The organism is Photobacterium swingsii (assembly GCF_024346715.1).
Taxonomy (GTDB): domain Bacteria; phylum Pseudomonadota; class Gammaproteobacteria; order Enterobacterales; family Vibrionaceae; genus Photobacterium; species Photobacterium swingsii.
Map to the genome: position 1 here is coordinate 231,632 of NZ_AP024852.1, position 25,846 is coordinate 257,477.

At 47.0% G+C, this 25,846-nt stretch carries 22 protein-coding genes; 15 read left to right on the forward strand and 7 right to left on the reverse strand.

Annotated elements, in window-relative coordinates; all coding sequences use genetic code 11:
• Positions 1 to 27 precede the first annotated feature (27 nt).
• Positions 28 to 591 (reverse strand): PadR family transcriptional regulator, encoded by a 564-nt coding sequence (locus OCU77_RS01075; RefSeq protein WP_048898873.1) that lies wholly within the window; start codon positions 589 to 591, stop codon positions 28 to 30.
• A gap of 399 nt (positions 592 to 990) precedes the next feature.
• Positions 991 to 3,621: a phosphoenolpyruvate carboxylase gene (ppc, locus tag OCU77_RS01080; RefSeq protein ID WP_048898874.1), complete on the reverse strand. Its 2,631-nt coding sequence runs from the start codon at positions 3,619 to 3,621 to the stop codon at positions 991 to 993.
• 630 nt (positions 3,622 to 4,251) lie between these two features.
• Between ppc and argC the strand changes: the two genes are divergently transcribed.
• The 4 genes from argC (at position 4,252) to argH (ending at position 9,347) form a co-directional block, all read left to right on the forward strand.
• Positions 4,252 to 5,256 (forward strand): N-acetyl-gamma-glutamyl-phosphate reductase, encoded by a 1,005-nt coding sequence (argC, locus tag OCU77_RS01085; RefSeq protein WP_048898875.1) that lies wholly within the window; start codon positions 4,252 to 4,254, stop codon positions 5,254 to 5,256.
• A 12-nt stretch (positions 5,257 to 5,268) separates the two neighbouring features.
• Complete coding sequence (gene argB, locus OCU77_RS01090; RefSeq protein ID WP_107302831.1) at positions 5,269 to 6,048, forward strand: acetylglutamate kinase; 780 nt, start codon at positions 5,269 to 5,271, stop codon at positions 6,046 to 6,048.
• Positions 6,049 to 6,154: 106 nt separating this feature from the next.
• The gene (locus tag OCU77_RS01095) at positions 6,155 to 7,363 is read left to right on the forward strand and encodes an argininosuccinate synthase (protein WP_048898876.1); all 1,209 of its coding nucleotides are present in this window, start codon (positions 6,155 to 6,157) and stop codon (positions 7,361 to 7,363) included.
• 106 nt (positions 7,364 to 7,469) lie between these two features.
• Entirely contained in the window at positions 7,470 to 9,347 is a 1,878-nt protein-coding gene (argH, locus tag OCU77_RS01100) for an argininosuccinate lyase (RefSeq protein WP_048898877.1), read from the forward strand.
• Between the two features lie 54 nt (positions 9,348 to 9,401).
• On the opposite strand, the gene OCU77_RS01105 is transcribed toward argH, so the two are convergent.
• The 3 genes from OCU77_RS01105 to OCU77_RS01115 all read right to left on the reverse strand — a co-directional run bounded on the left by OCU77_RS01105 (position 9,402) and on the right by OCU77_RS01115 (position 12,146).
• Positions 9,402 to 9,650: a DUF3624 domain-containing protein gene (locus OCU77_RS01105; protein WP_048898878.1), complete on the reverse strand. Its 249-nt coding sequence runs from the start codon at positions 9,648 to 9,650 to the stop codon at positions 9,402 to 9,404.
• 230 nt (positions 9,651 to 9,880) lie between these two features.
• Positions 9,881 to 11,344, reverse strand: coding sequence for a dihydrolipoyl dehydrogenase (locus OCU77_RS01110; RefSeq protein ID WP_048898879.1), 1,464 nt, complete (start codon positions 11,342 to 11,344; stop codon positions 9,881 to 9,883).
• Between the two features lie 70 nt (positions 11,345 to 11,414).
• Positions 11,415 to 12,146 (reverse strand): glutathione peroxidase, encoded by a 732-nt coding sequence (locus tag OCU77_RS01115; RefSeq protein WP_048898880.1) that lies wholly within the window; start codon positions 12,144 to 12,146, stop codon positions 11,415 to 11,417.
• Positions 12,147 to 12,326: 180 nt separating this feature from the next.
• On the opposite strand from OCU77_RS01115, the gene oxyR reads away from it, so the two are divergent.
• On the forward strand, positions 12,327 to 13,226 hold the full coding sequence (gene oxyR, locus OCU77_RS01120) for a DNA-binding transcriptional regulator OxyR (RefSeq protein ID WP_048898881.1): 900 nt from the start codon (positions 12,327 to 12,329) through the stop codon (positions 13,224 to 13,226).
• A 116-nt stretch (positions 13,227 to 13,342) separates the two neighbouring features.
• Here oxyR and OCU77_RS01125 read toward each other — a convergent pair whose 3' ends face one another.
• On the reverse strand, positions 13,343 to 15,880 hold the full coding sequence (locus tag OCU77_RS01125) for a penicillin-binding protein 1A (protein ID WP_048898882.1): 2,538 nt from the start codon (positions 15,878 to 15,880) through the stop codon (positions 13,343 to 13,345).
• Positions 15,881 to 16,020: 140 nt separating this feature from the next.
• On the opposite strand from OCU77_RS01125, the gene pilM reads away from it, so the two are divergent.
• The 9 genes from pilM (at position 16,021) to OCU77_RS01170 (ending at position 24,772) form a co-directional block, all read left to right on the forward strand.
• The gene (gene pilM / locus OCU77_RS01130) at positions 16,021 to 17,037 is read left to right on the forward strand and encodes a type IV pilus biogenesis protein PilM (RefSeq protein ID WP_107302832.1); all 1,017 of its coding nucleotides are present in this window, start codon (positions 16,021 to 16,023) and stop codon (positions 17,035 to 17,037) included.
• Entirely contained in the window at positions 17,034 to 17,639 is a 606-nt protein-coding gene (locus OCU77_RS01135) for a PilN domain-containing protein (protein WP_048898883.1), read from the forward strand. Before pilM ends, OCU77_RS01135 begins: the two co-directional genes overlap by 4 nt.
• Positions 17,636 to 18,250 carry a type IV pilus inner membrane component PilO gene (gene pilO, locus OCU77_RS01140; RefSeq protein WP_048898884.1) on the forward strand — a complete coding sequence of 205 codons (615 nt, stop codon included), beginning with the start codon at positions 17,636 to 17,638 and terminating at the stop codon, positions 18,248 to 18,250. The genes OCU77_RS01135 and pilO overlap by 4 nt, the downstream gene beginning before the upstream one ends.
• Complete coding sequence (locus OCU77_RS01145; protein WP_048898885.1) at positions 18,250 to 18,783, forward strand: pilus assembly protein PilP; 534 nt, start codon at positions 18,250 to 18,252, stop codon at positions 18,781 to 18,783. The genes pilO and OCU77_RS01145 overlap by 1 nt, the downstream gene beginning before the upstream one ends.
• Positions 18,784 to 18,805: 22 nt before the next feature.
• The gene (locus tag OCU77_RS01150; RefSeq protein ID WP_107302833.1) at positions 18,806 to 20,509 is read left to right on the forward strand and encodes a type IV pilus secretin PilQ; all 1,704 of its coding nucleotides are present in this window, start codon (positions 18,806 to 18,808) and stop codon (positions 20,507 to 20,509) included.
• Positions 20,510 to 20,672: 163 nt separating this feature from the next.
• On the forward strand, positions 20,673 to 21,191 hold the full coding sequence (gene aroK, locus OCU77_RS01155) for a shikimate kinase AroK (protein WP_048898886.1): 519 nt from the start codon (positions 20,673 to 20,675) through the stop codon (positions 21,189 to 21,191).
• A gap of 21 nt (positions 21,192 to 21,212) precedes the next feature.
• Positions 21,213 to 22,292, forward strand: coding sequence for a 3-dehydroquinate synthase (aroB, locus tag OCU77_RS01160; RefSeq protein ID WP_048898887.1), 1,080 nt, complete (start codon positions 21,213 to 21,215; stop codon positions 22,290 to 22,292).
• Between the two features lie 47 nt (positions 22,293 to 22,339).
• Positions 22,340 to 23,845 carry an SPOR domain-containing protein gene (locus OCU77_RS01165; RefSeq protein WP_239685964.1) on the forward strand — a complete coding sequence of 502 codons (1,506 nt, stop codon included), beginning with the start codon at positions 22,340 to 22,342 and terminating at the stop codon, positions 23,843 to 23,845.
• Between the two features lie 108 nt (positions 23,846 to 23,953).
• On the forward strand, positions 23,954 to 24,772 hold the full coding sequence (locus OCU77_RS01170; RefSeq protein ID WP_048898889.1) for a Dam family site-specific DNA-(adenine-N6)-methyltransferase: 819 nt from the start codon (positions 23,954 to 23,956) through the stop codon (positions 24,770 to 24,772).
• 18 nt (positions 24,773 to 24,790) lie between these two features.
• Here OCU77_RS01170 and OCU77_RS01175 read toward each other — a convergent pair whose 3' ends face one another.
• On the reverse strand, positions 24,791 to 25,000 hold the full coding sequence (locus tag OCU77_RS01175) for a DUF2970 domain-containing protein (protein WP_048898890.1): 210 nt from the start codon (positions 24,998 to 25,000) through the stop codon (positions 24,791 to 24,793).
• A 171-nt stretch (positions 25,001 to 25,171) separates the two neighbouring features.
• On the opposite strand from OCU77_RS01175, the gene rpe reads away from it, so the two are divergent.
• Entirely contained in the window at positions 25,172 to 25,846 is a 675-nt protein-coding gene (gene rpe / locus OCU77_RS01180) for a ribulose-phosphate 3-epimerase (RefSeq protein WP_048898891.1), read from the forward strand.

Genomic DNA, 25,846 nt, shown 5'->3' on the forward strand with positions numbered 1-25,846 from the left:
GCGGCTTTTTGATATGACAAGAAAAGCTTATAGCGCGATATCGCTGCCTTCGCTATCCATGTCTTTTAGTTCAGCTAGCACTTCTTCAGCCCAAACAATCCAAGCTTGACGGTTGTGCATACCACGACGAAGCGTAAGGCGATCAAGACGCTCTTGACGGCTCATTGCTTTGTAATCGCTAAAGTGTACTTTCTCTAGCTCGTGGTAGTGGTTCATTAAGCTATGTGATTCATCGATCAATGCTTCTAGCTGTTGCTGCATAGGGAGTGAGTTGTGCACTCCACATACTAGTAGCTTCGCCGAAAACTCATCACGAATGGTTGGGTTGCGTGCTGGTTCTTGGAACCAGTTAAAGAGTGCCTGACGGCCTAAATCGGTAATGGAGTACACTTTGCGATCGGGTTTACCATCTTGTGGTTCAAGGCGGCAAGTTACTTGATCGTTAGTGGCCATTTTATTGAGTTCGCGGTACACCTGCTGGTGGCTCGCTTTCCAAAAATAACCGATGCTGTGTGAAAATTCTTTGGTAATGTCGTAACCGGTTGCGTCGCGAGTGCTCAGCACGGTTAAAATAACGTGTGGTAATGACATCTCTTCTATCCGTTAAAATACATCAAAAAAAACCGATCAAACCAAGCTTACCCTTCCGCTCTTTGGCGTTATTATAATCAACTTGTTTCAGTGCCTGATCGAGATCACATAGAGTATCATCAATACACTCAATACGGATACCTCAATGGGGTAGTATTCACATGAATAAGCTATAAATTGCTCATCTTGTGACATTAGTCCATTTGGTTATCCTGCTTTGCAGTGCAATTAGTTTTGATACATCCGCTTTCACAAGAGGATGTAAACATCTTAATGCATATTATGACGAGGCATTTGTCTCAAAAATGATAAAAGTAACAATGAAAGTTATCATTTATTTGCTAGGCGTATAAAAAAAGGCCGCAATGCGGCCTTTTTAAATCTAGAAGAGATGGCAGATTAACCTGTGTTTCGCATCCCTGTAGCGATACCGGCAATCGTCACCATCAAGGCTTCTTCAAGCATAGGCGAAATTTCACCTTGCTCACGCGTACGGTAAAGCAGCTCAGCTTGCAGCATGTTGAGAGGCTCAACATAGATATTACGCAAGCGAATCGCTTCAGCACCCCAAGGATCTTGTTCCATCAGGTGATCGTTATTGTCGACATTCAATACGGCTTTAATATCAGATTGTAATTGGTCACGCAGTTTCTGACCCAGTGGCCACAATGATTTATCCGTTAGGCGTTGATCATAGTATTCAGCAATTTTGGTGTTGGTTTTGGTAAATACCATCTCCAGCATGCCGAGTCGGGTTGAAAAGAATGGCCACTCGCGGCACATTTCTTCCAGTAACGCTTCATGGCCTTTATCGATTGAATATTGGATTGCTTCACCAGCACCTAGCCATGCAGGTAGTAGCAGGCGGTTTTGGCTCCATGCAAAGATCCATGGAATCGCACGTAAGCTTTCTACGCCACCGTTAGGGTTACGTTTTGCTGGGCGAGAGCCTAATGGCAGCTTACCGAGTTCGAGTTCAGGTGTTGCGGCACGGAAGTAAGGTACAAATTCTTCATTACCACGTACCACAGCACGGTAGGCTTCACACGAGACCTCTGAAAGCACTTCCATCAGATCGCGCCATTCTTGTTTCGGCGCAGGTGGTGGCAGTAGGTTCGCTTCCAAAATTGCGCTGGTGTACAAACTCAGGCTGTTCACTGCTACATCTGGAAGGCCTAGCTTAAAGCGGATCATCTCACCTTGTTCCGTCACACGCAGGCCGCCTTTGAGGCTGCGTGGTGGCTGTGATAAGAGTGCTGCGTGGGCTGGAGCACCACCTCGACCGATTGTACCGCCACGACCGTGGAACAGGGTGATATCAACGTTGGCATTTTCACAAACGTCGACCAAGGCTTCCATTGCGTGGTATTGAGCCCAACCCGCCGACATCACACCGGCGTCTTTGGCGGAATCTGAGTAGCCAATCATGACCATTTGGTGGTTTTGAATAAAGCCACGGTACCAGTCAATATCAAGCAGTTGCTTAATGACACCTGCGCCATTGTTTAAATCTTCAAGGGTTTCAAACAGTGGGCACACATCCATACGGAATGGGCAGCCTGCTTCTTGCAGTAATAAATGTACCGCCAGTACATCTGAAGCCGTACGTGCCATCGAAATCACATAGGCGCCAAGTGCTTCACGTGGCTGCTCTGCCACTGCTTGGCAGGTATCAATGACTTCTTGTACTTCGGGTGACGGTTGCCAGTCGCGAGGCAGTAGTGGACGTTTCGAAGCCAGTTCACGGACAAGGAAAGCAACTTTATCTTGCTCGCTCCACTGATCGTAGTCACCTAAGCCTAAGTAACGGGTTAATTCAGAAATGACGTCTGAGTGGCGAGTGCTTTCTTGACGAATATCTAAGCGAACAAGGTGAACGCCAAAACACTTCACGCGACGCAGTACGTCAAGTAGAAGGCCATCAGCGATAATGCCCATGCCACACTCATGCAGTGATTGGTAACATGCGTGTAATGGCTGCCATAGTTCGTCAGCGTCGTTAATGATAGCGCCTGCAGGTACTTCAGTGCCTTTAATGCGCGCATCGAGTACATCGCGTGTGTGCGTTAGCTTGCTGCGTAATTGTTTAACGATAGCGCGGTAAGGTTCATGTTCCTCACCGGCAAGCTCGCGAACCTGGTCGTTGCACTTCACCATCGATAGTTCGCTAACTAACTCTTGGATATCGCCCAAGTAAAGATCGGCGGCTTTCCAGCGTGATAGTAGCAGTACTTCACGGGTGACAGCTGAGGTAACAAACGGGTTGCCGTCGCGGTCACCGCCCATCCAAGAGGAGAATTTCACGGGCGCAGCATCAAGCGGTAAGCCTTCACCAAGGTGATTGGTTAGTTTGTCATCAAATTGGCGTAAGAACTCAGGCACAGCTTGCCACAATGAGTTTTCAACCACAGCAAAGCCCCATTTCGCCTCATCGAGCGGGGTTGGGCGTTGCTGGCGGATCACATCGGAATGCCATGCTTGTGCGATCAGTTGCTCAAGGCGCTGTTCGACACGTTGGCGTTCAGCCGCGGAAAGTTCGCTGAGTTCTAGGTTAGAAAGACATTTATTAATCTGTACCAGTTTATGGATCATGGTACGGCGCGCAATCTCTGTCGGGTGCGCGGTGAGCACGAGTTCAATATTCAGTTCGCGAACGGCTTGAATGGAATCAAACTGGCTGATGTCGTTGTCTTTTAATTTACCAAATAGTGAGTCAATGGAATCTGGGCTACAGATATGCTCATCACAGTGTCGTGACACTGTGTGGTATTGCTCTGCAATATTGGTCAAATTTAGGAATTGGCTGAAAGCACGGGCGACAGGAAGTAACTGGTCATCCGGTAAGTTCTGTAACTCATCAATCAGTTTGGCACGATCGTCTTCATTTCCGGCGCGAGCGGATTTAGACAGTTTCCGTATGGTTTCCACTTTTTCTAATAGTGGCTCACCGTGAGCGTCTTTAATGGTATTACCTAGCAAATGGCCAAGCATACTGACGTTACTTTTTAGCGCGCTGTACTTTTCATTCATATCGCATCCATCTCGTAATTTTTTTACATCCAGTGCATCAATGCTGACCAATAATCTATCCGTGATCCCGCTTTCAGGTCAACTTCCATCATAACTGCGGGCAAAAATCCGATTCTACTTTGATTTTTATCATGTCACCGACGCTATTTTGTAACAAATTTCCGTAATAAACCTGTCTTTTAGCACATCTGTTGTGTGCTTTATCAGCATAAATAGGAGAATTGATTTATTTCAGTGCAATGTAACGTTATCGACTTGTGATACTTGTTGCATTGGTGGTGAGCTGATACTTTGACTAAATGGACGAAGTGATGGGGTGTTAATAAAAAACGAAGAAATAGCGGAGAAGTGTTGACAGTTATTTGAGAAACCTGTAAACATACAAATGCAAGTTTATTGAATAATAATTTATTTTTGATCTTTGGGTTAGGAAGACCGAAAGAAATAGCATTAAGCAGGAATTTGTTAACATGAACCAAGCGAACCTTCTAGTTTCATACTCCCTCCGACGACGCTAAGTCTCATCGCTTGGTGCCTCTGCTGCACCCCCATATTTTGGCTGCTTCAGCCAGCATGCTCTCTGACTATTCAGATTGATACTCCAAACAAAGCGTAAAATGGATTTACATTATGTTGAACACCCACATCATCGGTGCTAGCGGCTATACCGGAGCGGAACTCGCTAAAATTGTCCACAATCATCCATCACTGCAGCTAGCAGGCTTGTATGTTTCAGCGCAAAGCACTGATGCTAATACGCTTATTAGTGATTTACATGGTCAGCTAAAAGGGATTGTTGATTTACCCTTACTACCATTGATTGATCCGCAAGCTGTTGCCCAGCAAGCCGATGTAGTGTTACTGGCAACCGCGCATCAGGTGAGCCACGATCTGGCGCCAATCTTTTTAACTGAAGGTTGTCAGGTATTTGATTTATCGGGTGCATTTAGGGTTCAGAGCAATAGTTTTTATACCGACTTCTATGGCTTTGAACATCAACACAAAAACTGGCTGGAACATGCGGTCTATGGGTTAGCAGAGTGGAATGCTAGCGCTATTGCAGAGGCACAACTTATCGCTGTGCCGGGTTGCTATCCAACGGCGTCGCAGCTAGCGCTTAAACCTTTACTCGATGCTAATTTACTCGATGCCCAGCAATGGCCTGTTATTAATGCGGTGAGCGGTGTATCAGGTGCTGGTCGTAAAGCCACTATGGCCAATAGTTTCTGCGAAGTTAGCCTCCATGCCTACGGCATTTTTAATCATCGCCATCAGCCTGAAATCGCGACTCACTTAGACTGCGATGTCATTTTTACCCCCCATCTTGGCAATTTTAAACGGGGTATTTTAGCCACGATTACCGCCAAATTGGCCCAAGACGTCTCGGCTGAACAGATCACTCAGGCGCTGGAAAGTGCTTATATCAACCAGCCCGCAGTGCGTTTACTGCACAGTAAGGCCGCTCAGCTTAATAGTGTGGTGAATACATGCTTTTGCGATATAGGTTGGCAAGTACAAAATGGTCACATCATTTTAACCTCTGCGATTGATAATTTGCTGAAAGGCGCATCATCGCAAGCGATTCAATGCATAAATATTCGCAATAATTTCCCGCCGTTATCTGGCTTGGTATAAGGATAAGTCACCATGAATAACATGCCTTTAGTAATAAAACTTGGCGGAGCGGCACTGTCTTGCCATGAAACCCTGACTAAATTATTTGCTGCAATTAATCAATATCAGGCGAAAGCAGCGCGTCCATTGCTGTTAGTGCACGGCGGTGGCTATTTGGTTGATGAACTTTTGGCCAAGTTACAACTGGAAACGGTGAAGAAGGAAGGGTTGCGGGTTACGCCACAGGCACAAATCCCAGTGATCACCGGAGCGTTAGCGGGAACGGCTAACAAGATGCTGCAAGGTCACGCGATTAAATCAGGTATCAGTGCTGTGGGTTTATGTCTGGCTGATGGTGGCTTGTGCCAAGTGACAGAGTTAGATCCAGAGCTGGGAGCGGTTGGTAAAGCGGCACCAGGAAATGGTGCACTGGTGAGTCAGATTATGGCCGCAGGGTGTTTGCCAATTATCAGTTCTATCGGTCTTACCGCCGAAGGGGAGATGATGAACGTCAACGCGGATCAAGCGGCGGTAGCCGTGGCAGCAGCTCTCGATGCGGAATTGGTCTTGCTCTCGGATGTGAGTGGGGTCCTTGATGGCAAGGGGCATTTAATTCCAACCCTGACAGAAATGCAGTCGGAAGCCTTGATCCAACAAGCGGTGATCACTGATGGCATGGTCGTTAAAGTGCGTGCCGCGTTTGAAGCAGCAAAAGCATTAGGGCGCCCGATTGAAGTCGCGACATGGCGCTACCCAGAAAAACTCGCTGATCTATTTGATGGTAAGAGTATCGGCACTAAGTTTTCAGTATAGAGAGCGAAGGCGCTTTATATCTGGTTTTAGATTGAATTTTGATAGTACACCAATGACAGAAAAGCCAGTGCGGTGAGACCGCCGAAAGGGCAAGCAGGAGAGCAGTATGAGTAAGGTAACGAAAGTAGTTTTAGCGTATTCAGGCGGTCTAGATACATCAGCAATCATTCCTTGGTTGAAAGAAAATTACGACTGCGAGGTGGTGGCGTTTGTAGCAGATGTCGGCCAGGGAGATGCCGAGTTGGACGGTATTGAAGCAAAAGCGATCGCATCAGGAGCATCTTCTTGTTACATCGCAGATCTGAAAGAAGAAATGGTCGCAGATTATATTTACCCAAGCTTAAAGACAGGAGCGATTTACGAAGGTAAATACTTACTGGGTACCTCCATGGCACGTCCTATCATTGCCAAGGCACAGGTTGAGTGTGCACTTGAAGTTGGGGCAGATGCTGTGTGTCACGGCTGTACAGGTAAAGGTAACGATCAAGTCCGTTTTGAAGGCGCCTATGCGGCTTTGGCACCGCAATTAACCGTAATTGCACCTTGGCGTGAGTGGGATTTGCGTAGCCGTGAAGCACTCCTTGATTACTTAGCTGAACGTGATATTCCATGTACTGCCTCATTGGAGAAAATCTACTCACGTGATGCCAATGCGTGGCACATTTCGACAGAAGGCGGTGTGCTAGAAAATACCTGGAATCAACCGAATGATTTGTGTTGGGTATGGACCAAAGATCCTGAAGAGGCACCAGAGCAAGCAGAAACGGTATCGATTGTGGTCGACAAAGGTGAAATTGTTGCGGTTGATGGTGAAGCGATGACCCCGTTTAATGCGCTCACTTACCTCAATGAGAAAGGGGCAGAGCACGGTGTTGGTCGTATTGATATCGTTGAAAACCGTTTAGTGGGGATCAAGTCGCGTGGCTGTTACGAAACCCCAGGTGGCACCATTATGAACGAAGCGCTACGTGCGGTTGAGCAGTTGGTGCTGGATAAAGAATCTTACGAGTTCCGTGAAAGCATTGGTCTCAAAGCTTCACACCTGATTTACGATGGCCGTTGGTTCACGCCACTGTGTAAATCTATTTTGGCTGCCGCCGATGAACTTGCTCAAGATGTGAGCGGTGAAGTAGTCGTGAAGCTGTATAAAGGTCAAGCTACTGTAGTGCAGAAACGTTCACTCAATAGCTTGTACTCAGAAGAGTTTGCAACCTTTGGCGAAGATGAAGTTTACGATCACAGTCATGCTGGTGGCTTCATTCGTCTTTACTCGCTAGCGAGCCGTATCCGTGCATTAAACAGCCAGAAAAAATAATAATCATGATGTCTCGGCTTTTGCTGTTATCGCTGGATAACCATGCAGGCCGAGCAAGCCAACAAAGCATTGAGCAAGTCGAGCAGTAAAGGACAGGAGAAAGACCATGGCATTATGGGGTGGACGTTTTAGTCAGGCAGCTGACACACGGTTTAAAGAGTTCAACGATTCCCTACGTTTTGACTACCGCCTTGCGGAGCAAGATATCGTTGGTTCTATTGCATGGTCGAAAGCATTGCGCCAAGTCGATGTGATCACAGATGCTGAACAGCAAAAGCTGGAACTAGCATTGAATGAACTCAAACTGGCGGTAATGGAAAATCCTGAGCAGATTTTGCGCTCTGATGCCGAAGATATTCATAGCTGGGTCGAACAGCAACTGATCAGTAAAGTGGGTGACTTAGGTAAGAAGCTACACACCGGCCGTTCACGTAATGATCAGGTCGCAACGGATCTGAAGTTGTGGTGTCGGCAGCAAGGCCAACAGCTACTCCTGATGCTCGATAAGCTGCAAAACCAAATGGTCATGGTTGCGCGTGAACATCAGGCGACGATTTTACCGGGGTATACCCATTTACAGCGGGCACAGCCGGTAACCTTTGCCCATTGGTGTTTGGCGTACGTTGAAATGTTTGAACGTGATTACTCGCGGTTAAGCGATGCATTGGCAAGATTAGATACTTGTCCGCTAGGCTCAGGGGCATTGGCGGGCACCGCATACCCGATTGATCGCGAAGTGCTAGCGCATAGCTTAGGTTTTCATCGTGCAACTCGTAATAGTTTAGATTCTGTGTCGGATCGTGACCATGTGATGGAGCTGCTTTCCACTGCCTCTATTTCTATGCTGCACCTGTCGCGGATGGCTGAAGATTTAATCTTTTATAACTCAGGTGAATCGAACTTTATTGAACTTGCCGATACAGTGACCTCGGGTTCGTCCTTGATGCCACAAAAGAAAAACCCCGATGCGTTAGAACTGATCCGTGGTAAGTGCGGCCGTGTTTATGGCGCAATGGCAGGCATGATGATGACAGTCAAAGCCTTGCCGTTAGCGTACAACAAAGACATGCAAGAAGATAAAGAAGGTCTGTTTGATGCGCTAGACAGCTGGCATGATTGCATGGAAATGGCGGCACTCTGTTTTGATGGTATCCAAGTCAATAAAGACCGTACCTTAGAGGCAGCAATGCAAGGTTACTCTAACGCGACCGAGCTGGCTGATTACTTGGTGGCGAAAGGTATTCCATTCCGTGAAGCGCACCATATTGTCGGTGTCGCTGTGGTGGCGGCGATTGAAAAAGGCTGTGCATTGGAAGAGCTGTCATTGGCTGAAATGCAGCAGTTCTCTACGGTAATCGATGAGGATGTGTATCCCATCTTAACCATAGATTCTTGCCTTGATAAACGCTGTGCACTGGGAGGCGTCGCACCTAATCAGGTTGATTATGCGATTGGCCAAGCCGAGAAGCGGCTAGAGAAGCGTTATTCTCCGAGTGTTAAAGTTCGAGGCGCAAGATTGACGGATCTTGATGCGATTGAGGGCATGGTGTCGTATTGGTCGGGGCTTGGTGAAAACTTACCGCGTAAGCGGAATGAATTGGTCCGTGATATTGGTTCGTTTGCCGTAACCGAACACCATGGTGTCGTCACTGGTTGTGCTTCTTTATATGTCTATGACTCAGGGTTGGCAGAGATCCGTTCACTCGGTATTGAAGCAGGGTGGCAGAACCAAGGACAGGGTAAAGCCATTGTTGATCACTTGATTGAGAAAGCATCCCAAATGGCGATTAAGCGGGTGTTTGTCCTGACGCGTGTACCAGAGTTCTTCATGAAGCAAGCTTTTGTGCCAACTTCGAAATCTTTGCTGCCTGAAAAAGTGATGAAAGACTGCGATCGTTGTCCGCGCGTGCATGCCTGTGATGAAGTGGCGTTAGAGGTTCGATTGGACAGTGAGCAACAGATCCCGACGGTGAATGTGGCGTAGTCTTAGACATCATGTTTGCTTGGTCGATGAGAAGCTAAAAACCTGATGTGTACGTCAGGTTTTTTTATGACTGAGCTTCAATTTTAGTGCGACAAAAAAGTGTGCCAGTAACAATAGGCTGAAACTACTCGCGGCAAAAATCAGAGTAATGGACTCCACTGACGTTGGATGTGCTTGATAGCGATAGCCCCAAACGGTCCAGCTAAACAGGCTCAATAGGGTGAGTTGCCACATGCATTGGCGGCAACGCCCTAGCTTTTGTTTAAAGCGATTGTGTGTGTCGCGGCAGGTTGAGCAGGCCATGAATTACCTTGAAGTTAAAGCGAGGGCAACCCTCTAATGCCCCTGAGTGTACCGTGCAGTATCAGGTGTGAAAAGCAGGAATAAAAAAGCCCTCACGAATGAGGGCAAAGTGTAGGGGTCGGTTCGGTGGAGAGTGAACCTAGCAGTGCATTGTTATTATTATTGCTATTGGCGCGTAGCAATATTTATACGGATGTTCTCTTTTGTTTCTCTGACAGTGCTTGGTGTTATTAACAACCTGGGCCACAGTCTAGACAGTGTTTAATCATTTCTGGGCCTAAGTGCAGTTTCGCATTCAGGTCACGCAGTGCTGTACGGACACCTTCTTCAATCACTGGGTGGTAGAAAGGCATATCCAGCATTTCAGAAACCGTCATTTTGTTTTGGTGCGCCCATGCTAATAGGTGCGCTAAGTGCTCTGCGTTTGGCCCCATCATTTCAGCACCTAAGAAACGACCTGTTCCTTGTTCTCCGTACACGTGCAGAATACCTTTGTTTCTTAGCATAACGCGTGAACGGCCTTGATTTTCAAACGATACTTCACCCGTTGCGAAACAACCACATGTGCCTAAGCGAGTGGTAATTTCTTTGTACGTTTCACCGACCATCGCAATTTGTGGGTCAGAGAATACTGCTGAAATTTTCGAGCGGCGTAGGCCTGCGCGGATTTCAGGGAAGCGGCCTGCGTTGTCACCAGCGATACGCGCTTGATCAGCAGCTTCGTGCAGTAGTGGTAATTGGTTACTTGCATCACCCGCAATAAAGATGCTTGGCAGCGATGTTTGTAGTGTGTAGTGGTCTGCTGTTGGTACACCACGCTCATCAAGTTCTAATGAGGTATTTTCAAGTCCCAGTTTATCTGTATTAGGACGACGACCTGTTGCAGCCAGTACGTATTCAACCTCGATGGTTTCGAGTTCACCTTGCTTATTGATGAACTGGATTTCAACCATATCTTGGTCGCCAGAGGTAATACGCTTCATGCTTTCGACTTTCACGTCAGCATCTAGGTAGAATTCTTCGTTGAACGCTTTGTCGGCGTAAGCCATTACTTCAGGATCAGTTACAGGACCCACTTGACCACCTAAACCAAACAGTTTGGTTTCTACGCCTAAGCGGTGTAGTGATTGACCTAGCTCTAGGCCGATAACGCCTGGGCCAAATACGGCCACGGATTTTGGTAAGTCATCCCAATTAAACACATCATCGTTAATGATGAGACGATCACCTAGCTCGTTCCACACGCCAGGGTAGGATGGACGAGATCCTGTTGCAATCACGATGCGTGCTGCGTTGATAACGGTGTGGTCATCTACTTGTAGTGTATTGTCATTTAAGAAAGTCGCGTACCCTGCAATTTTATCTTCAGCTGGGATTTCATCGACACCTTCTAAGACAAAGCCAACGAAGCGATCGCGCTCGCGTTTTACTCGGTCCATCACTTCGCGGCCGTTGATAACAATTTCGCCTTGTGGGTGGACACCAAAAGCCGGTGCTTTTTCAATGTGGTGAACACTTTCAGCTGCTGCAATTAACAGCTTAGAGGGCATGCAACCAACACGCGCACAAGTTGTGCCGTAAGGGCCGCCTTCGATCATCACAACGCTATCAGTATGTGCTTTTGCTGCACGGTAAGCGCCTAAACCTGCTGTACCACCACCGATCACAGCTACATCTACATTTAACGTTTTCATTGTTTCTCTCCACATCCACACGGTTGGTGGGGCTGGGCCCCACCTGTTGTTATCTGTTTTTCTGTATTGCTTATTTGTTTAGGAAGATTTCTAGTTCTTCGCTACCACCGATGTGCTTACCGCCGATGAAGACTTGTGGCACTGTTGTGCGGCCGCTAATTGCACGTAGGCTAACGGTTGTTGCATCTTTGCCTAACACCACTTCTTCGTACTGTAGGCCTTCATCAATTAGGCTCTGTTTGGCTTTCGCACAGAAAGGACAACCTGGTTTAGTGAACACTGTGATTGATGCTTGCTCTTTGTGTTCTGGTGCAATGTAGTTCAGCATAGTGTCTGCATCAGAAACTTTGAACGGGTCGCCTGGTTCGTCGTTTTCGATGAACATTTTCTCAACCACACCGTTTTTCACTAGCATGCTGTAACGCCATGAACGCTTACCAAAGCCTAGGTCATTTTTGTCAACTAGCATGCCCATGCCGTCAGTGAAGTCACCGTTACCATCAGGAATGAAAGTAATGTTTTCTGCTTCTTGGTCTGCTTTCCATGCGTTCATTACAAAGGTGTCATTCACTGATACGCAAAGAATGTCATCAACGCCGTTTTCAGCAAAGACTGATGCTAGCTCGTTGTAACGTGGAAGGTGGCTAGAAGAACATGTTGGTGTGAATGCGCCTGGTAGGCTGAATACAATCACAGTTTTATTAGCGAATAGCTCTTCAGTTGTTACGTTAACCCATTGGTCGCCTTGGCGAGTTGGGAAAGTAACTTGTGGAATAGCCTGACCTTCTTTAGATGCGAACATAATAAATTCCTCGATTAATTCGGTATTTGTTTGTTTGGATTGTTTAGTGCAACCGGAAGCTTGTTTGTTTTGTTCCCTGTTGATGTAGCTATTATGTGTTTATCGACTTGATAGTTCTAACTGTTTGAAGCTATAGTTTCGATAGTTTTCATCTATCAAACTGTGAGCTAAGGTGGCTTTATGAATATTCGTGATTTGGAATACTTAGTGGCACTCTCTGAACATCTGCATTTTCGCAAAGCAGCGGAAGCGTGTTTTGTTAGTCAGCCAACGTTAAGTGCCCAAATTCGTAAGCTCGAAGATGAGTTAGGTGTATCACTGTTAGAGCGTACCAGCCGGCGTGTGTTGTTTACTGATGCTGGACTTAAGTTAGTAGAGCAAGCCCAGAAGGTACTACTAGAAGTTAAAATCTTGAGTGAACTTGCCAGTCAGCAAGGCGACAGCATGGCTGGGCCACTGCATGTGGGTTTTATCCCAACGGTTGGGCCTTATTTATTGCCGAAGGTTATTCCATTACTTAAAGAAGCCTTTCCTCAACTTGAACTCTTTTTGCATGAAGCGCAGACCCACCAGCTAGTTGAACAATTAGAAACAGGTAAGCTCGATTGCATTATTTTAGCTGCCGTCAAAGAGACAGAGGCCTTTGTTGAATTGCCGTTGTACGATGAGCCTATGGTGCTGGCGGTACCTGAGCAACACGATTGGGCCAAGCAGCCCGAACTCTCTATGCTTGCGTTGAATGGTGAAACCTTATTGATGTTGGGTGACGGCCACTGTTTGCGTGATCAAGCGATGGGTTTTTGTTTTGCGGCGGGAGCCAATGAAGACGGCAGCTTTAAAGCGACCAGTTTAGAGACGCTTCGCAATATGGTAGCAGCGGGCAGTGGGATCACCTTATTGCCTAAGCTCGCAACACCCAAAGAAACGGTACGCGATGGCGTGAGTTACATTAAATTGAATGAACCCGAACCGACACGCTTGATCACACTCGCGTATCGTCCTGGTTCGCCGCTGCGAGGTCGCTATGAAAAGATAGCGCAATCAATCAACACACATATGTGTGCTTTGCTGCAAGCGTAAGCCTGAAGATAGAAAGGGAATTATCGACCTTTTACCGATATGACGGTAGTTAGGGTGGGTCAGCCGATACAAAAAGAGCGCCATTAGGCGCTCTTTACTTATTGGTTAGTTTACGATTAGAACAGCTCTTCGTCGCCACCAGATTCAAATACACTGCCTGCACTGCTTTGCGAAACGTATTCTTTCGGTTCAGTGCCGCGTTTGAAATATTCAAACATTGAGGTGTAATCGGTTTTTTGAGTCAGCAAGCCTGAATCACGATCGATACGAACACGGACAATATCTGACGGTACTTGTTTACGTTGCTGCGGCACATCTTCCAGTGCAACCTTCATGAAGTTAACCCAAGCTGGTTGCGCTGTTTTTGCCCCCGCTTCACCACCAGAGATCTGCTCTTTACCGAGGTTGTTATTCCATGAGGCTTTGCCTAACTCACGGCTGTGGTCATCAAAGCCAACCCAAGCTGTGGCCACAATATTAGGGCCAAAGCCTGAGTACCATGCATCTTTAGAGCCGTTAGTGGTACCTGTTTTTCCACCAATGTCGCGGCGTTTTAATACCTGACCACGCCACCCCGTGCCGTTCCAACCGCTCCCGTGCTTCCAGCTGCCGCCACCCCAAATGTTACTTTCCATCATTTCGCGAACAAGGAAAGCATTCTGCTCTGAGATCACTTGCGGTGCATAATGAACAGCTTGTTTGTCGTGTGGAAGGGCGTCGTCACTTGTGCCCAATGATTCTTCGCTGATCGTTATGTCATTGACGAACGCGCTTTGCGTTTGCGCTTTCTGACCGTTTTGCTGTTGGCATTCACTGTTACACACTACGCTCGGGTTAGCCTGGAAGACTAAGTTGCCATAAGGGTCTTCAACCCGCTCGATGAAATAAGGCTCAACATAGTAGCCCCCGTTAGCAAAGACAGAGAAGCCCTGTGCCATTTCTAGCGGTGTCAGGCTGCCAGCACCCAGAGCGATCGCTTCTGCGCGTGGGATTTCTTCGCGTTTAAAGCCAAAGCGGGTTAAGTAGCTGATTGACTCATCCAAACCCACACTACGTAAGACACGTACTGCCATGACGTTTTTAGACTGAGCCAAACCAAGGCGTAAACGGGTAGGACCGTTGTAGGTTGGTGGTGAATTTTTTGGACGCCACGCGGTACCTTGGCTTTCATCCCAACGGTTAATTGGAGCATCGTTTACCAGCGTTGCGAGCGTCATGCCGTTATCCAATGCCGCTGAATAGATGAATGGCTTGATACTCGAACCTACTTGACGAACAGATTGGGTCGCACGGTTGAACTTACTATGCACAAAGTTAAAGCCACCAATCATGGCTTGCACGGCGCCGTTTTGCGGTGAGACTGCAATAAAGGCAGTATTCGCATCAGGTACTTGGCTTAGTACCCAGCTGTCTTCTTTTTGTTGCACCCATACCTGTTGGCCTGCTTTTAATATGTCGCTGGCTTTTTTCGGTGCAGGGCCTTGGCGAGTATCTGTCTTAAACGCACGTGCCCATTTCATCCCATCCCATTCAAGGGTGATAGTTTCACCTTTACCGACTATGGCTTGGGCGGTTTTGTCGCTTACGGAAGTGATCACTGCCGCTCGAAGTTGACCATAGCTTGGTTGCTTCGCAAGGTGTGCTTTGATCTTGGTGTTATCCCATGCTTGGCCATTGCCTTGCCATAGTGTTGCGACGGCGCCACGGTAGCCATGACGTTGATCGTAGCTTAGTAGGTTCTCAATCGCTGCTTGCTGGGCTGCACGTTGTAGCTTAGCGTTCACAGTCGTGTAAATGCGCATGCCTGAGGTATAAGCATCTTCACCGTAACGTTCCACCATCCATGCACGAGCACGTTCAGCAAAATACGGTGCACTTAGCTCAATTTCAGCACCGTGGTAGCGTGAAATAATGGCTTCAGAGCGCGCTTGATCAAATTCAGACTGGCTGATGTAGCGTTCATCCAGCATACGGCGCAACACCACATTACGACGGTGGGTTGAGCGATCCAGCGAATAAATCGGGTTCATGGTTGATGGGGCTTTCGGTAAGCCTGCAATGACGGCTATTTCGCTCAAGGTCAGTTGATTAACCTCTTTGCCAAAATACACCTGTGCTGCAGCGCCCACGCCATAAGCGCGATAACCAAGGTAAATTTTGTTCAAGTAAAGCTCAAGAATCTCATCTTTTGTTAGCAATTGCTCAATGTGAATTGCAATGAAAATCTCTTTAATCTTACGCATGATCTTCTTCTCATTGGAGAGGAAGAAGTTACGCGCAAGCTGTTGAGTAATGGTACTTGCCCCTTGCTTGGCCGAGCCTGACGTTGCAACAACAAAAGCTGCACGCGCAATACCGATAGGGTCAATCCCCGGGTGCTCGTAATAGCGACTGTCTTCTGTTGCAATGAATGCATTGAGCATTTGTGGTGGAATGTCTTTCAATGCCAGAGGGATTCGGCGCTTTTCACCAAACTGCGAGATCAACTGACCATCCGCACTAAACACCTGCATCGGGGTTTGTAGTTCGACATTCTTTAATGTAGCTACATCAGGTAATTCCGGTTTTACGTATAGATAAAAACCGAAAATTGTACCGACTCCAAGAATTATGCAAATTAATGCAAGTATTAGTAATCGCTTTATGAACTTCACTTGAGATTTCCCGTTACGCCATCATTCGACCGTTCAATATCTTACAACCGATAGTATAAAGATAACTTCATGAAAATTAATGCCATCGATGGCGTTATTTGAATTTATTTGCTTTTTCACTATCAGGAGCATAGCACGGTATGTTTCATAACCCTTTCAGCGTTGGTATTGATATTGGGCATCATAGTGTCAAAGCGGTGGCATTAGCCCAGAAAAAAGAAAGTGTTGAGCTGGCTGCTTTTGCTGAGGTTGTCCTGCCACCTTTGGTGATCAACGAGCAGCATAACGTGAATGCGGAGCACTTGTTGTCAGCGATGCGTCAAATCAAAAAGCAATTACCACGCACTGCGAGACACGTCGCATTAGGGCTGCCAGACAGTGCAGTCATTAGCAAAATAATTCAGTTAGACACAAACTTGAACAATGATGAGCTGGAATTTGCAGTAGCACAAGCTATCGGCTCTTCATCGCCTTTTCCGCTTGAGGAGTTGCGTTTAGATTTTTTTCCACTTGATGGTGCGGAAATGGCACCAGCCCTCGCGACACTCCCTTACCAAGTGTTTGCCTCCCGTAAAGAGACAATTGATAACCGTGTCGCAGTGCTGAGCAAAGCTGGGATGAAAGCGACCGTCATGGAATTACAAACTCATGCCTTGTTATGGCTGGCCAATCATTGTCGAGAGGCTGAGCGGTTAGAAGGGATTTATGGTGTTATTGATATTGGTCAGCATCATACCGAGTTCTGCGTTGATCCCCCCGATAGCATGGCTTTTCATCGTGAAATAGCGTTTGGTTCCTCATCGTTTGAAAATGGAGCACCGGGGCGGTATGCCGATGACAATATGATGGTATTTCCTGCGACGGATACCAGTGATGCAGAACGTTTTACGCAGCAACTGGCTGATCAATTACGTCGCCAAATCCAGCTTTATCACTCGACGCATCCGCGTTTTCCTCTTGCGGGGTTGTGGTTATGTGGTGGTTGCCAGTCACAAATATTGGAAGAAGTATTAGCCCGAATGCTAAACCTTGATATCCGCTGGTTGAATCCCTTTCAGCGTTTTGCTGTGGGTCGCAAGTTAGTACTTGAGCCGCAACGGCAGTATTGCCAGTTTGGGGTGGCGACAGGGTTGGCACTACGGGGTGCCTTACGATGATTAAGCAAATCAACTTATTGCCTTGGCGTGAGCAGCAAAGGTTACAGCACAAGAAACGCTTCATTGGCGGCATAGTGAGTACCTTGCTGCTGGTGCTTTTTGTCCAGATTGGCGTTGCTCAATATTTTCTTGAGCAGCACAACATTCAGCGAGCACGTAACCAAACGCTGCATCAAGAGATCGCCGTATTAGAACATCGCCTAAGTATTTTGCCTGAGTTAGATCGACAGCGTGATGCGCTTAATAAACGGTTACATGTGATTGCCGATATTCAACGAGAGCGAAATCGAGTCACGCGTTTATTCAGTGTATTGCCTGGGCTTATCCCGCAAGGGGTGTATTTAGAGTCTTTGGTATTGAACAACAACACGGTTGATTTACACGGTTTTGGGGATTCTAACGGCCGTTTGGCAACGTTTTTGGGCAATATTGAAAGAACCATCTGGCTTAACGATGTGGCGATGCACTCGATCGTGGCAACAAAAGGGGAAGCCCAGCAGGACCTTACTCGGTTTAATGCGTCATTTTCGATGTTAGCGCGTGGGGCGATGAAGCAAACCGAGGTTTCCTCAACAGATCAGCTTGTCAGGAGAAGACAATGAGTCAGTGGCAAGATCTTGAGCTGGATGAAATTGTAGACTGGCCGTTTGCACCTCAGTGCGTGGTCTTGGTTTTGATTGCCGCTTTACTGTCGGGTGGTGGCTATTGGTATTGGCAACAGCCTCTCAACCAAGAGCTTGAACGGCTAAAGCAAACCGAAATGGAACTGCGTCATAAAATCAGTAATCGTACCGCGCAGGTGGCTGCATTACCTAAGATGCAGGCACAAGTCGAAGAACTAAATCGGCGTTATCAACAAGTCATTAAGCAACTGCCGGAAGAAGATGAACTCGCGAGTTTCTTAGCGGGCGTGAATGATGTTGGAGTTCGAAATGGGCTTGAGTTCCAGCGTATTGAATGGGCTCCCATTCGTGAAGACAAGTGGTACTACGAACTCCCCATCAATATGGAAGTGACAGGTAATTACCAACAGATGGGGCGTTTTGCCTCCTCGGTAGCCAAGCTGTCTCGGATTGTGACGCTAAAAGATATCGACTTGTCGGTTGTGTCATTGACCCCGAATGAAGAAGTTTTATCTCTAAAAGTATCAGCAAGTACCTATCGTTTTAAGCCGCCGACAGAGAATAATGAAGACGAAAAGGGGCAGCCGTAATGAAAAAAGGATTGCTTTACGCATCAATCGCTTGGTTGTTGATTGGCTGTCGTGCGAATACCGATTCCATAGATCAATTTATCACTGATGCCCACATTCACGCCAAGATCCAAGTTGAACCCTTACCTGAGCCTTATCACTTTGTTGCTGATGATTTTGTCATGACCAGTGAACGTATTCCTTTTGTGCAGCCTCAGCCTGAACAAATCGATAGCGAAGAAGCACATGGCAAAGACTGTTGGCAACCTGACGATACACGTCGTCCTCAATCACTTGAGCGTTTTCCCCTTGATCAGCTGGCCATTAAAGGAGTGATGGATGGCGGAAAGCACCGCTGGGCACTGATTTATACCCCTGAATCGAAGCTGGTCAAAATCAAAGAAGGGCAGTACATCGGGCTTAACCATGGTCGCGTATTAAAAGTCACACCACGATTTATTGATATTGAAGAGATTTTATCTGATGGCAAAGGGTGTTGGCTGAAGCGTGAAACGCAGCTGGCACTGAAAGCTGACGATACACCGGTATTTTAAGGGAAATGTTGAGATGAAAAGGATGTTTACAAAGTTAGCGGCCGATAAGCGCTTTTCAGCCTTGTTGTATGGGATCGCTTGGCTCGTGTTGCTATTGATGTTTCCTCGCTGGGCGTATGCAGGCAATGATATTGCAGCACTCGATTTTCATCGAAGTGAAAAGGGGCAAGGGGTATTGAGTGTTCAACTTGAAAAAGCCCAATCCTTGATCGATATTCGGCAGTCAGGTCTGCAGCTGTACGTGGAAGTTGTTGATGGCACGATTGCTGATGAAATGCTGTATGTGCTTGATGTGAATGATTTTGCTACCGCAGTAAAAACAGTTGAAACCTTTCGCAGCGATAAAGGCGTTAAGCTGTTACTGACGATGTCAGAGCGCTTTGATTACGATTATAAAACCAGTGGTAATCAACTGGATGTCATTGTGACAGCCAAGCCCAAATCCACGGAAACTGATGAGCAGAACATAACCTATAACGGCAAACCTATCTCAATTAACTTTCAAGATGTCCCTGTACGCAATGTTTTGCAGCTGATTGCCGATTATAACGATTTTAATTTGGTGGTATCGGATACGGTGGAAGGCAATGTGACTCTGCGCCTCGATGATGTGCCATGGCCACAAGTGCTCGATATTATTTTACAGTCAAAAGGGCTCGATAAGCGTATTAACGGCAAGGTGGTGTTGGTGGCGCCTAAATCGGAGCTGGACGGGCATGAACAACAAGCCTTGGCTGCAAAGCGTAAATCGGAAGAACTCGCGGCATTGCGCTCTGAATTGATCCAGGTGAAATATGCCAAAGCAATTGATTTAGCGAGTTTGTTAATCGGGGATGAAGATGGTGTCAGTATGCTGTCTGCACGTGGCTCGCTTCATGTCGATGAACGTACTAATTCACTGATTATCAAAGATCTGCCTGAGAGCATTGAAAGTGTGAAAGATATTTTGAGTGCGCTAGATATTCCGGTTAAGCAGGTGCAGATTGAGGCGCGTATTGTGACCGTGAGTGAAGGTGACTTAGAGGAGCTTGGGGTTCGCTGGGGGGTGATCAGTAATAACGGTGATACCACGATAGGTGGTTCAGTCGAAAGCAATTTACATAATTCTGGATTGCTGGATAGAAAAGCCACTGTTGATGATTTTTTGAATGTCAATCTAGGGGCAACGACTGCAGGGGCATCAAGTATTGCATTTCAAGTGGCAAAACTGGGCGATATATTGCTAGATTTAGAACTGTCTGCGCTGCAGAAGGAAGAAAAAGCGGAGATTATCTCAAGCCCTCGTTTAGTGACGACAAATAAGAAAACAGCCTATATCGAGCAAGGGACCGAGATCCCATACCTTGAAGGTTCATCCAGTGGTGCGGTAACGGTTAGCTTCAAAAAAGCGGTTTTGAGCTTAATGGTGACGCCGCAAATCACACCGGATAATAAATTGGTGCTGGACTTAGTGGTCACGCAAGATAAAGTCGGTAAAACGGTTAAAACGGGAACGGGTGAGGCTGTTGCCATTGATACCCAGCGAATTGGCACCCAAGTGCTCGTCAATAATGGTGAAACCTTGGTTTTGGGGGGGATTTATCAACATGCGTTGTCAACAAAAGTCGAACAAGTGCCACTTTTAGGGGATATTCCTTTGTTAGGGGCGCTATTTCGTCGTACCAAGGAAGACTTAGACAAGCGTGAGCTGTTGATTTTTGTCACTCCGAAGATTGTTTTTCAGTAATCTTGCCAATTGAAGGGATCTAGCTATTGCCAAGTGGCGGTGAGTCCTGAGATAATTTTCGGTCTTATCACGAATTAAATGTGAGGAAGTTGGCGCCTCGGGCTTATCTAAATAGAGCCTGCGGGCGGTGTCGTTTTATTAACCGCGCGTAAAATTGCTAAAAATGGCTGAAAAACGAAATATTTTCCTAGTCGGCCCAATGGGTGCCGGCAAAAGCACTATTGGTAGACACCTTGCACAGCAACTGCATATGGAGTTTTTAGACTCAGATACAGTTATCGAAGAACGTACAGGGGCTGACATTAGTTGGGTTTTTGATGTTGAAGGTGAAAGCGGTTTCCGCGTTCGCGAAGAAGGCGTCATTGACGATTTGACTCAAGAGCAAGGTATTGTACTTGCGACTGGCGGTGGCTCTGTAATGAGCAAAGAAAACCGTAATCGCCTATCTGCTCGTGGCATCGTGGTGTACTTGGAAACCACCATCGAGAAACAATTGGCGCGTACACAACGCGACAAGAAACGTCCACTGCTGCAAACCGATGCTCCACGTGAAGTATTGGAAGCGTTGGCTGAGGAACGTAATCCATTGTACGAAGAAGTTTCAGACTACGTCGTACGCACTGATGATCAAAGCGCAAAAGTTGTGGCTAACCAGATCATCAAAATGCTTGAAGAGCGTTAATTACTTGCAGAGAAGCTGACCATGGAACGGATCAACGTTAATCTTGGTGACAGAAGTTACCCAATCTCTATCGGCGCCGAGTTATTTGATAACCCGGCGTTGTTTTCGTCAGCAATTAAAAGCGGTCAGCGTGTTGTAGTTGTGAGTAACGAGACTGTTGCTCCTTTATACGCAGACCAGGTAATTGCAACGTTATCATCGCTTGAATGTGATGTGGCACTACTGTCTTTGCCTGATGGTGAGCAGTACAAAACATTAGAAACCTTCAATCAAATTATGTCGTTCTTGCTCGAAGGCAACTACGGTCGTGATGTTGTGATTGTGGCGTTGGGCGGTGGAGTGATTGGTGATGTGGTTGGCTTTGCTGCTGCGAGCTATCAGCGCGGCGTTGATTTTGTGCAAGTACCGACAACTTTGTTGTCACAGGTCGACTCCTCGGTTGGGGGGAAAACCGCTGTCAATCACCCGCTAGGTAAAAACATGATCGGTGCTTTTTACCAACCAAAAGCGGTTGTGATTGATAATTATTGTTTACAGACCTTACCGGCTCGCGAATTTGCAGCGGGTATGGCTGAAGTGATCAAATACGGCATTATTGCTGATTATGATTTCTTCGTTTGGCTTGAAGAAAATATGGAAAAGCTTCAGGCTCTCGACAATGAAGCCCTTTGCTATGCAATTGGACGTTGTTGTCAAATCAAAGCTGATGTTGTTGCTGCCGATGAAAAAGAGTCGGGGGTGCGTGCATTGCTTAATTTAGGTCACACCTTTGGCCATGCTATCGAAGCCGAAATGGGCTATGGCAATTGGTTACATGGTGAAGCGGTGTCGACAGGAACCGTGCTTGCTGCGCATACGGCCCAGCTGCAAGGGCTGATCTCTGCCGAAGACGTAGCGCGAATTACAGCTCTCTTGCAACGTGCTCAACTCCCAACACATATTCCTGACTCGATGAACTTTGATTGTTTTATCAAGCATATGATGCGTGATAAAAAAGTCCTTTCTGGTCAATTGCGTCTCGTGTTACCAACATCAATTGGTAGTGCTGAGGTCGTGTCGGATGTTACGGAGTCTACGCTACGTCAGGTTATTAATGGTTAGCGTGGCGGTCGAGTATGGTCAGTGACCTGACTTTGAAGAGTTTGGATTTGGACAGTCAAATCCAGCTTTTGTCTCGCCTCCAATTTTTAACGCGCTTTAGCTCTAACCTTATTCAAGTTTCTGGTCGTGAAGGCGCAGGAAAGACATGGTTAGCGCAGTATTACCTCGAAACATGGGCCAAAGATAACAAGCAAGCCTTGTTATTGTGCCATCCAAGCCAGTCAGATGCGCAGCATCGCACCTTCATTCTCAATCAATTAGTGCCGTCTCCATTGTTCAATGAGCAAGATCCTTTATTGCAAAGTATCGAGCGAATGTTAGGGGACGACAAGCTCCAATTGTTGCTGGTCATTGATGACGCACACCTCCTAAGTCCAACACTGATAGCAGAGTTGTGGGCCTTGGTGGTGAAAGCGCAGAGTGTGCCGCATTGGCAAGTGAATGTACTGCTATTTAGCCAAACGGGACGTTTGAATAAATATTTAAGCCAAGTATCACATGGTCAGGGGCAGACACCATTAGAATTAGAAATTGGGGACTTTAGTGAAGCCGAAGTTCAGATGTTTGTGGAAGTGATGTTCACATCGTCTGGTCTCGATGCAACCGCTCGTCGTCAATTAAGAGAACAAGCCATGCTTGTCGAACCCCGTCCAGGGGCGCTGGTGCGGCTAAATGACAAGGAAGACCAAGGAATGGTGAAGACTGCAAATCGGACGTTATCGCCTGCGTTGTTAGTAACATTATTGGCTGTTGTTGTCGGTGCGGCAGCAGTATGGTTATTTTTACCAGATTCAAGCTCGCCTTCTACAAGCGTAGTTGCGACATCCGAACCAACGGATGTGCCGCTTGAGTTAACGCCGTTACGTGACGTTGCTAATGCCGAGCCACTGCCGAGTAGTGATTTAACCTCAATCACAGTGCCGTCGTCGGGTATTACTCAGGAGCCAGAAGCAAGGTTTGATGATTCACCCTTGCTACCGCCTGAAGTAAAAGTCGATGGACTGACCGTTGGTCGTCGCGATGAAGGCAAGCGTGTTGTGGTACCAGCAGAATTAGTTGATGGTCTGATCGCGGAACAAGCATTGGGTGGCAGTGGTGAAAGAGCCATCCAAACCTTATCGACTGAGCCTGTTAACGGTGCGAGCAATCCTTCGAGTGAACGACCTGCGCCTGTTGCACCATCTACGACAGCTACACCAAGTGTGACTGAATCAACACCACGCCAGAGCACACAGCCAAGTGGCAATAATGAAAAGGTGTTGGGCAGTGAATTAAAACAAGTACCTGCTCGGCAGTATGCCTTACAGTTGGCTGCGCTAAGGTCATTATCAGCCGCCCATAATTTTGTTGCTGACCATGCGATTCGTGATATTGCCACTATTTATGAAACCCGCCGTAGTAACGAGCCGTGGTTTATTGTGGTAACGGGGAAGTTTAATACGGTTGCTTCAGCGCGCCGAGCCGAGCAAAGCCTACCTAATAGCGTAAAAGCTGGCCAACCTTGGGTAAAATCATACAGCCAGATCCACCGCGAGATAGACCGCGTAAAATAATCTAATGTGATGGCAAATAATTCCTCCAATTGGTATCAGGTTACCCATGAAATGGGGTACAATCCGCCACCTTTCGTAACATTCGTGCTATTGGTGGTGGCTAGCTAAATGAAAAAGCATCGTGCATTCCTGAAATGGGCTGGAGGTAAGTATTCTCTGGTCGAGGAAATCGAGCGCCATTTACCGCCCGCGCGTAAGTTGGTTGAGCCTTTTGTTGGTGCCGGCTCTGTATTTTTGAATACAGATTTCGACCAGTACCTACTGGCGGATATCAATCCAGACTTGATCAACCTGTACAATATTCTCAAAGAGAACCCTGAGCAGTACGTCGAAGATGTGCGCCAGCTTTTCACGCCTGAATATAACCAAAAAGGCGCTTACCTCGAGATCCGTGCGGCGTTTAATGCGACGAATGATCCCTACCTGCGTTCTCTGTATTTCCTATACATGAACCGCCATGGTTTTAATGGCTTGTGCCGTTATAACAAAAAAGGTGGGTTTAATGTTCCGTTTGGTTCGTATAAAAAACCTTACTTCCCAGAAGCGGAAATGTACTACTTTGCTGAGAAAGCCAAGCGAGCGACTTTTGTGTGTGAAGGGTACCAGCAGACGTTTTCACGTGCCCGTAAAGGCAGTGTGATTTACTGTGATCCACCGTATGCGCCGTTATCAACCACTGCGAACTTTACTTCATACGCGGGCAATGGCTTTAGCTTGGATGATCAAGCTGCGCTGGCTGATGCCGCTGAGAATGCTGCGAATGAACGTGGGATCTCGGTATTGATTTCAAACCATGACACCACCTTAACCCGCCGTTTGTACCATGGCGCGGATTTATCTGTCGTGAAAGTAAAGCGTACCATTAGTCGCAATGGCGGTGGTCGAAATAAAGTTGATGAGTTGTTGGCACTGTTTAAAGCCCAATAAGTCAGCTGTTTGATGTACCTATACCATCTCTAAGTGGGTAACTAGCCAAGTTACCCCTAATAAGAACCCTACAAAACACCCTAAGACAATGATCCCTGCCAAAATAAAAGGCCAAGGACTGGATTGCGCGAAATCTTGCTGGCGATTTTTGTCGGACTGTACCCCAAATAGCGCTGCAACTGCACTTAGAAAGGCCTTAGTCATTGGTGGTTTATCCTGCTTTGCCATCTTATTCTCATTAATACTCTGCTAATACAATGAGCATAGCGTGAAATTGAACCAGCATTGAAATAGGACAACGTTTGCGTGATCGGGTAGAATTGCGCCGATTTCTCTTATTCGGTGGCGTGTGCTCTCGGTATCGCCATCGGCAATAACGTGTTTCTAATGAGGCTGAACATGAAGGACTTTTTGATCGCACCATCTATCTTATCGGCAGACTTTGCGCGTCTAGGCGAAGATGTAGAAAAGGTACTCGCAGCAGGTGCAGACGTGGTGCACTTTGATGTAATGGATAACCACTACGTACCTAACCTGACGTTTGGCGCACCTATCTGTAAAGCTCTACGTGATTACGGCATCACAGCTCCGATTGATGTACACCTAATGGTGAAGCCTGTTGATCGTATTATTCCTGATTTCGCCAAAGCGGGCGCGACCATGATCACTTTCCATGCGGAAGCGACAGAGCACTTAGATCGCACGCTTCAACTGATTAAAGAGCACGGTTGTCAGGCCGGTGTGGTGTTCAACCCTGCGACACCACTGCACCATCTCGATTACGTGATGGATAAAATCGACATGATCTTATTGATGTCGGTTAACCCTGGTTTTGGCGGCCAATCTTTTATTCCTGCAACGTTAGATAAACTGCGTGAAGTGCGTAAGCGTATTGATGAGTCAGGTTACGACATTCGCCTTGAAATTGATGGTGGCGTTAAAGTGGACAACATTCGTGAAATCGCCGAAGCCGGTGCAGACATGTTTGTGGCAGGTTCCGCTATCTTTAGTCAACCTGATTACAAAGCCGTGATCGATGAGATGCGCGCTGAACTCGCGAAAGTAGAGCGTTAA

What these genes read in the sequence shown, in the direction of transcription:
- argB (WP_107302831.1), top strand. Translation starts at nt 5,269, where the DNA reads ATGAATAACATGCCTTTAGTAATAAAACTTGGCGGAGCGGCACTGTCT.
- oxyR (WP_048898881.1), top strand. Translation starts at nt 12,327, where the DNA reads ATGAATATTCGTGATTTGGAATACTTAGTGGCACTCTCTGAACATCTG.
- aroB (WP_048898887.1), top strand. Translation starts at nt 21,213, where the DNA reads ATGGAACGGATCAACGTTAATCTTGGTGACAGAAGTTACCCAATCTCT.
- OCU77_RS01175 (WP_048898890.1), bottom strand. Translation starts at nt 25,000, where the DNA reads ATGGCAAAGCAGGATAAACCACCAATGACTAAGGCCTTTCTAAGTGCA.
- rpe (WP_048898891.1), top strand. Translation starts at nt 25,172, where the DNA reads ATGAAGGACTTTTTGATCGCACCATCTATCTTATCGGCAGACTTTGCG.
- pilO (WP_048898884.1), top strand. Translation starts at nt 17,636, where the DNA reads ATGAGTCAGTGGCAAGATCTTGAGCTGGATGAAATTGTAGACTGGCCG.
- OCU77_RS01105 (WP_048898878.1), bottom strand. Translation starts at nt 9,650, where the DNA reads ATGGCCTGCTCAACCTGCCGCGACACACACAATCGCTTTAAACAAAAG.
- argC (WP_048898875.1), top strand. Translation starts at nt 4,252, where the DNA reads ATGTTGAACACCCACATCATCGGTGCTAGCGGCTATACCGGAGCGGAA.
- OCU77_RS01110 (WP_048898879.1), bottom strand. Translation starts at nt 11,344, where the DNA reads ATGAAAACGTTAAATGTAGATGTAGCTGTGATCGGTGGTGGTACAGCA.
- OCU77_RS01145 (WP_048898885.1), top strand. Translation starts at nt 18,250, where the DNA reads ATGAAAAAAGGATTGCTTTACGCATCAATCGCTTGGTTGTTGATTGGC.
- OCU77_RS01115 (WP_048898880.1), bottom strand. Translation starts at nt 12,146, where the DNA reads ATGTTCGCATCTAAAGAAGGTCAGGCTATTCCACAAGTTACTTTCCCA.
- aroK (WP_048898886.1), top strand. Translation starts at nt 20,673, where the DNA reads ATGGCTGAAAAACGAAATATTTTCCTAGTCGGCCCAATGGGTGCCGGC.
- OCU77_RS01150 (WP_107302833.1), top strand. Translation starts at nt 18,806, where the DNA reads ATGTTTACAAAGTTAGCGGCCGATAAGCGCTTTTCAGCCTTGTTGTAT.
- argH (WP_048898877.1), top strand. Translation starts at nt 7,470, where the DNA reads ATGGCATTATGGGGTGGACGTTTTAGTCAGGCAGCTGACACACGGTTT.
- ppc (WP_048898874.1), bottom strand. Translation starts at nt 3,621, where the DNA reads ATGAATGAAAAGTACAGCGCGCTAAAAAGTAACGTCAGTATGCTTGGC.
- pilM (WP_107302832.1), top strand. Translation starts at nt 16,021, where the DNA reads ATGTTTCATAACCCTTTCAGCGTTGGTATTGATATTGGGCATCATAGT.
- OCU77_RS01095 (WP_048898876.1), top strand. Translation starts at nt 6,155, where the DNA reads ATGAGTAAGGTAACGAAAGTAGTTTTAGCGTATTCAGGCGGTCTAGAT.
- OCU77_RS01135 (WP_048898883.1), top strand. Translation starts at nt 17,034, where the DNA reads ATGATTAAGCAAATCAACTTATTGCCTTGGCGTGAGCAGCAAAGGTTA.
- OCU77_RS01075 (WP_048898873.1), bottom strand. Translation starts at nt 591, where the DNA reads ATGTCATTACCACACGTTATTTTAACCGTGCTGAGCACTCGCGACGCA.
- OCU77_RS01170 (WP_048898889.1), top strand. Translation starts at nt 23,954, where the DNA reads ATGAAAAAGCATCGTGCATTCCTGAAATGGGCTGGAGGTAAGTATTCT.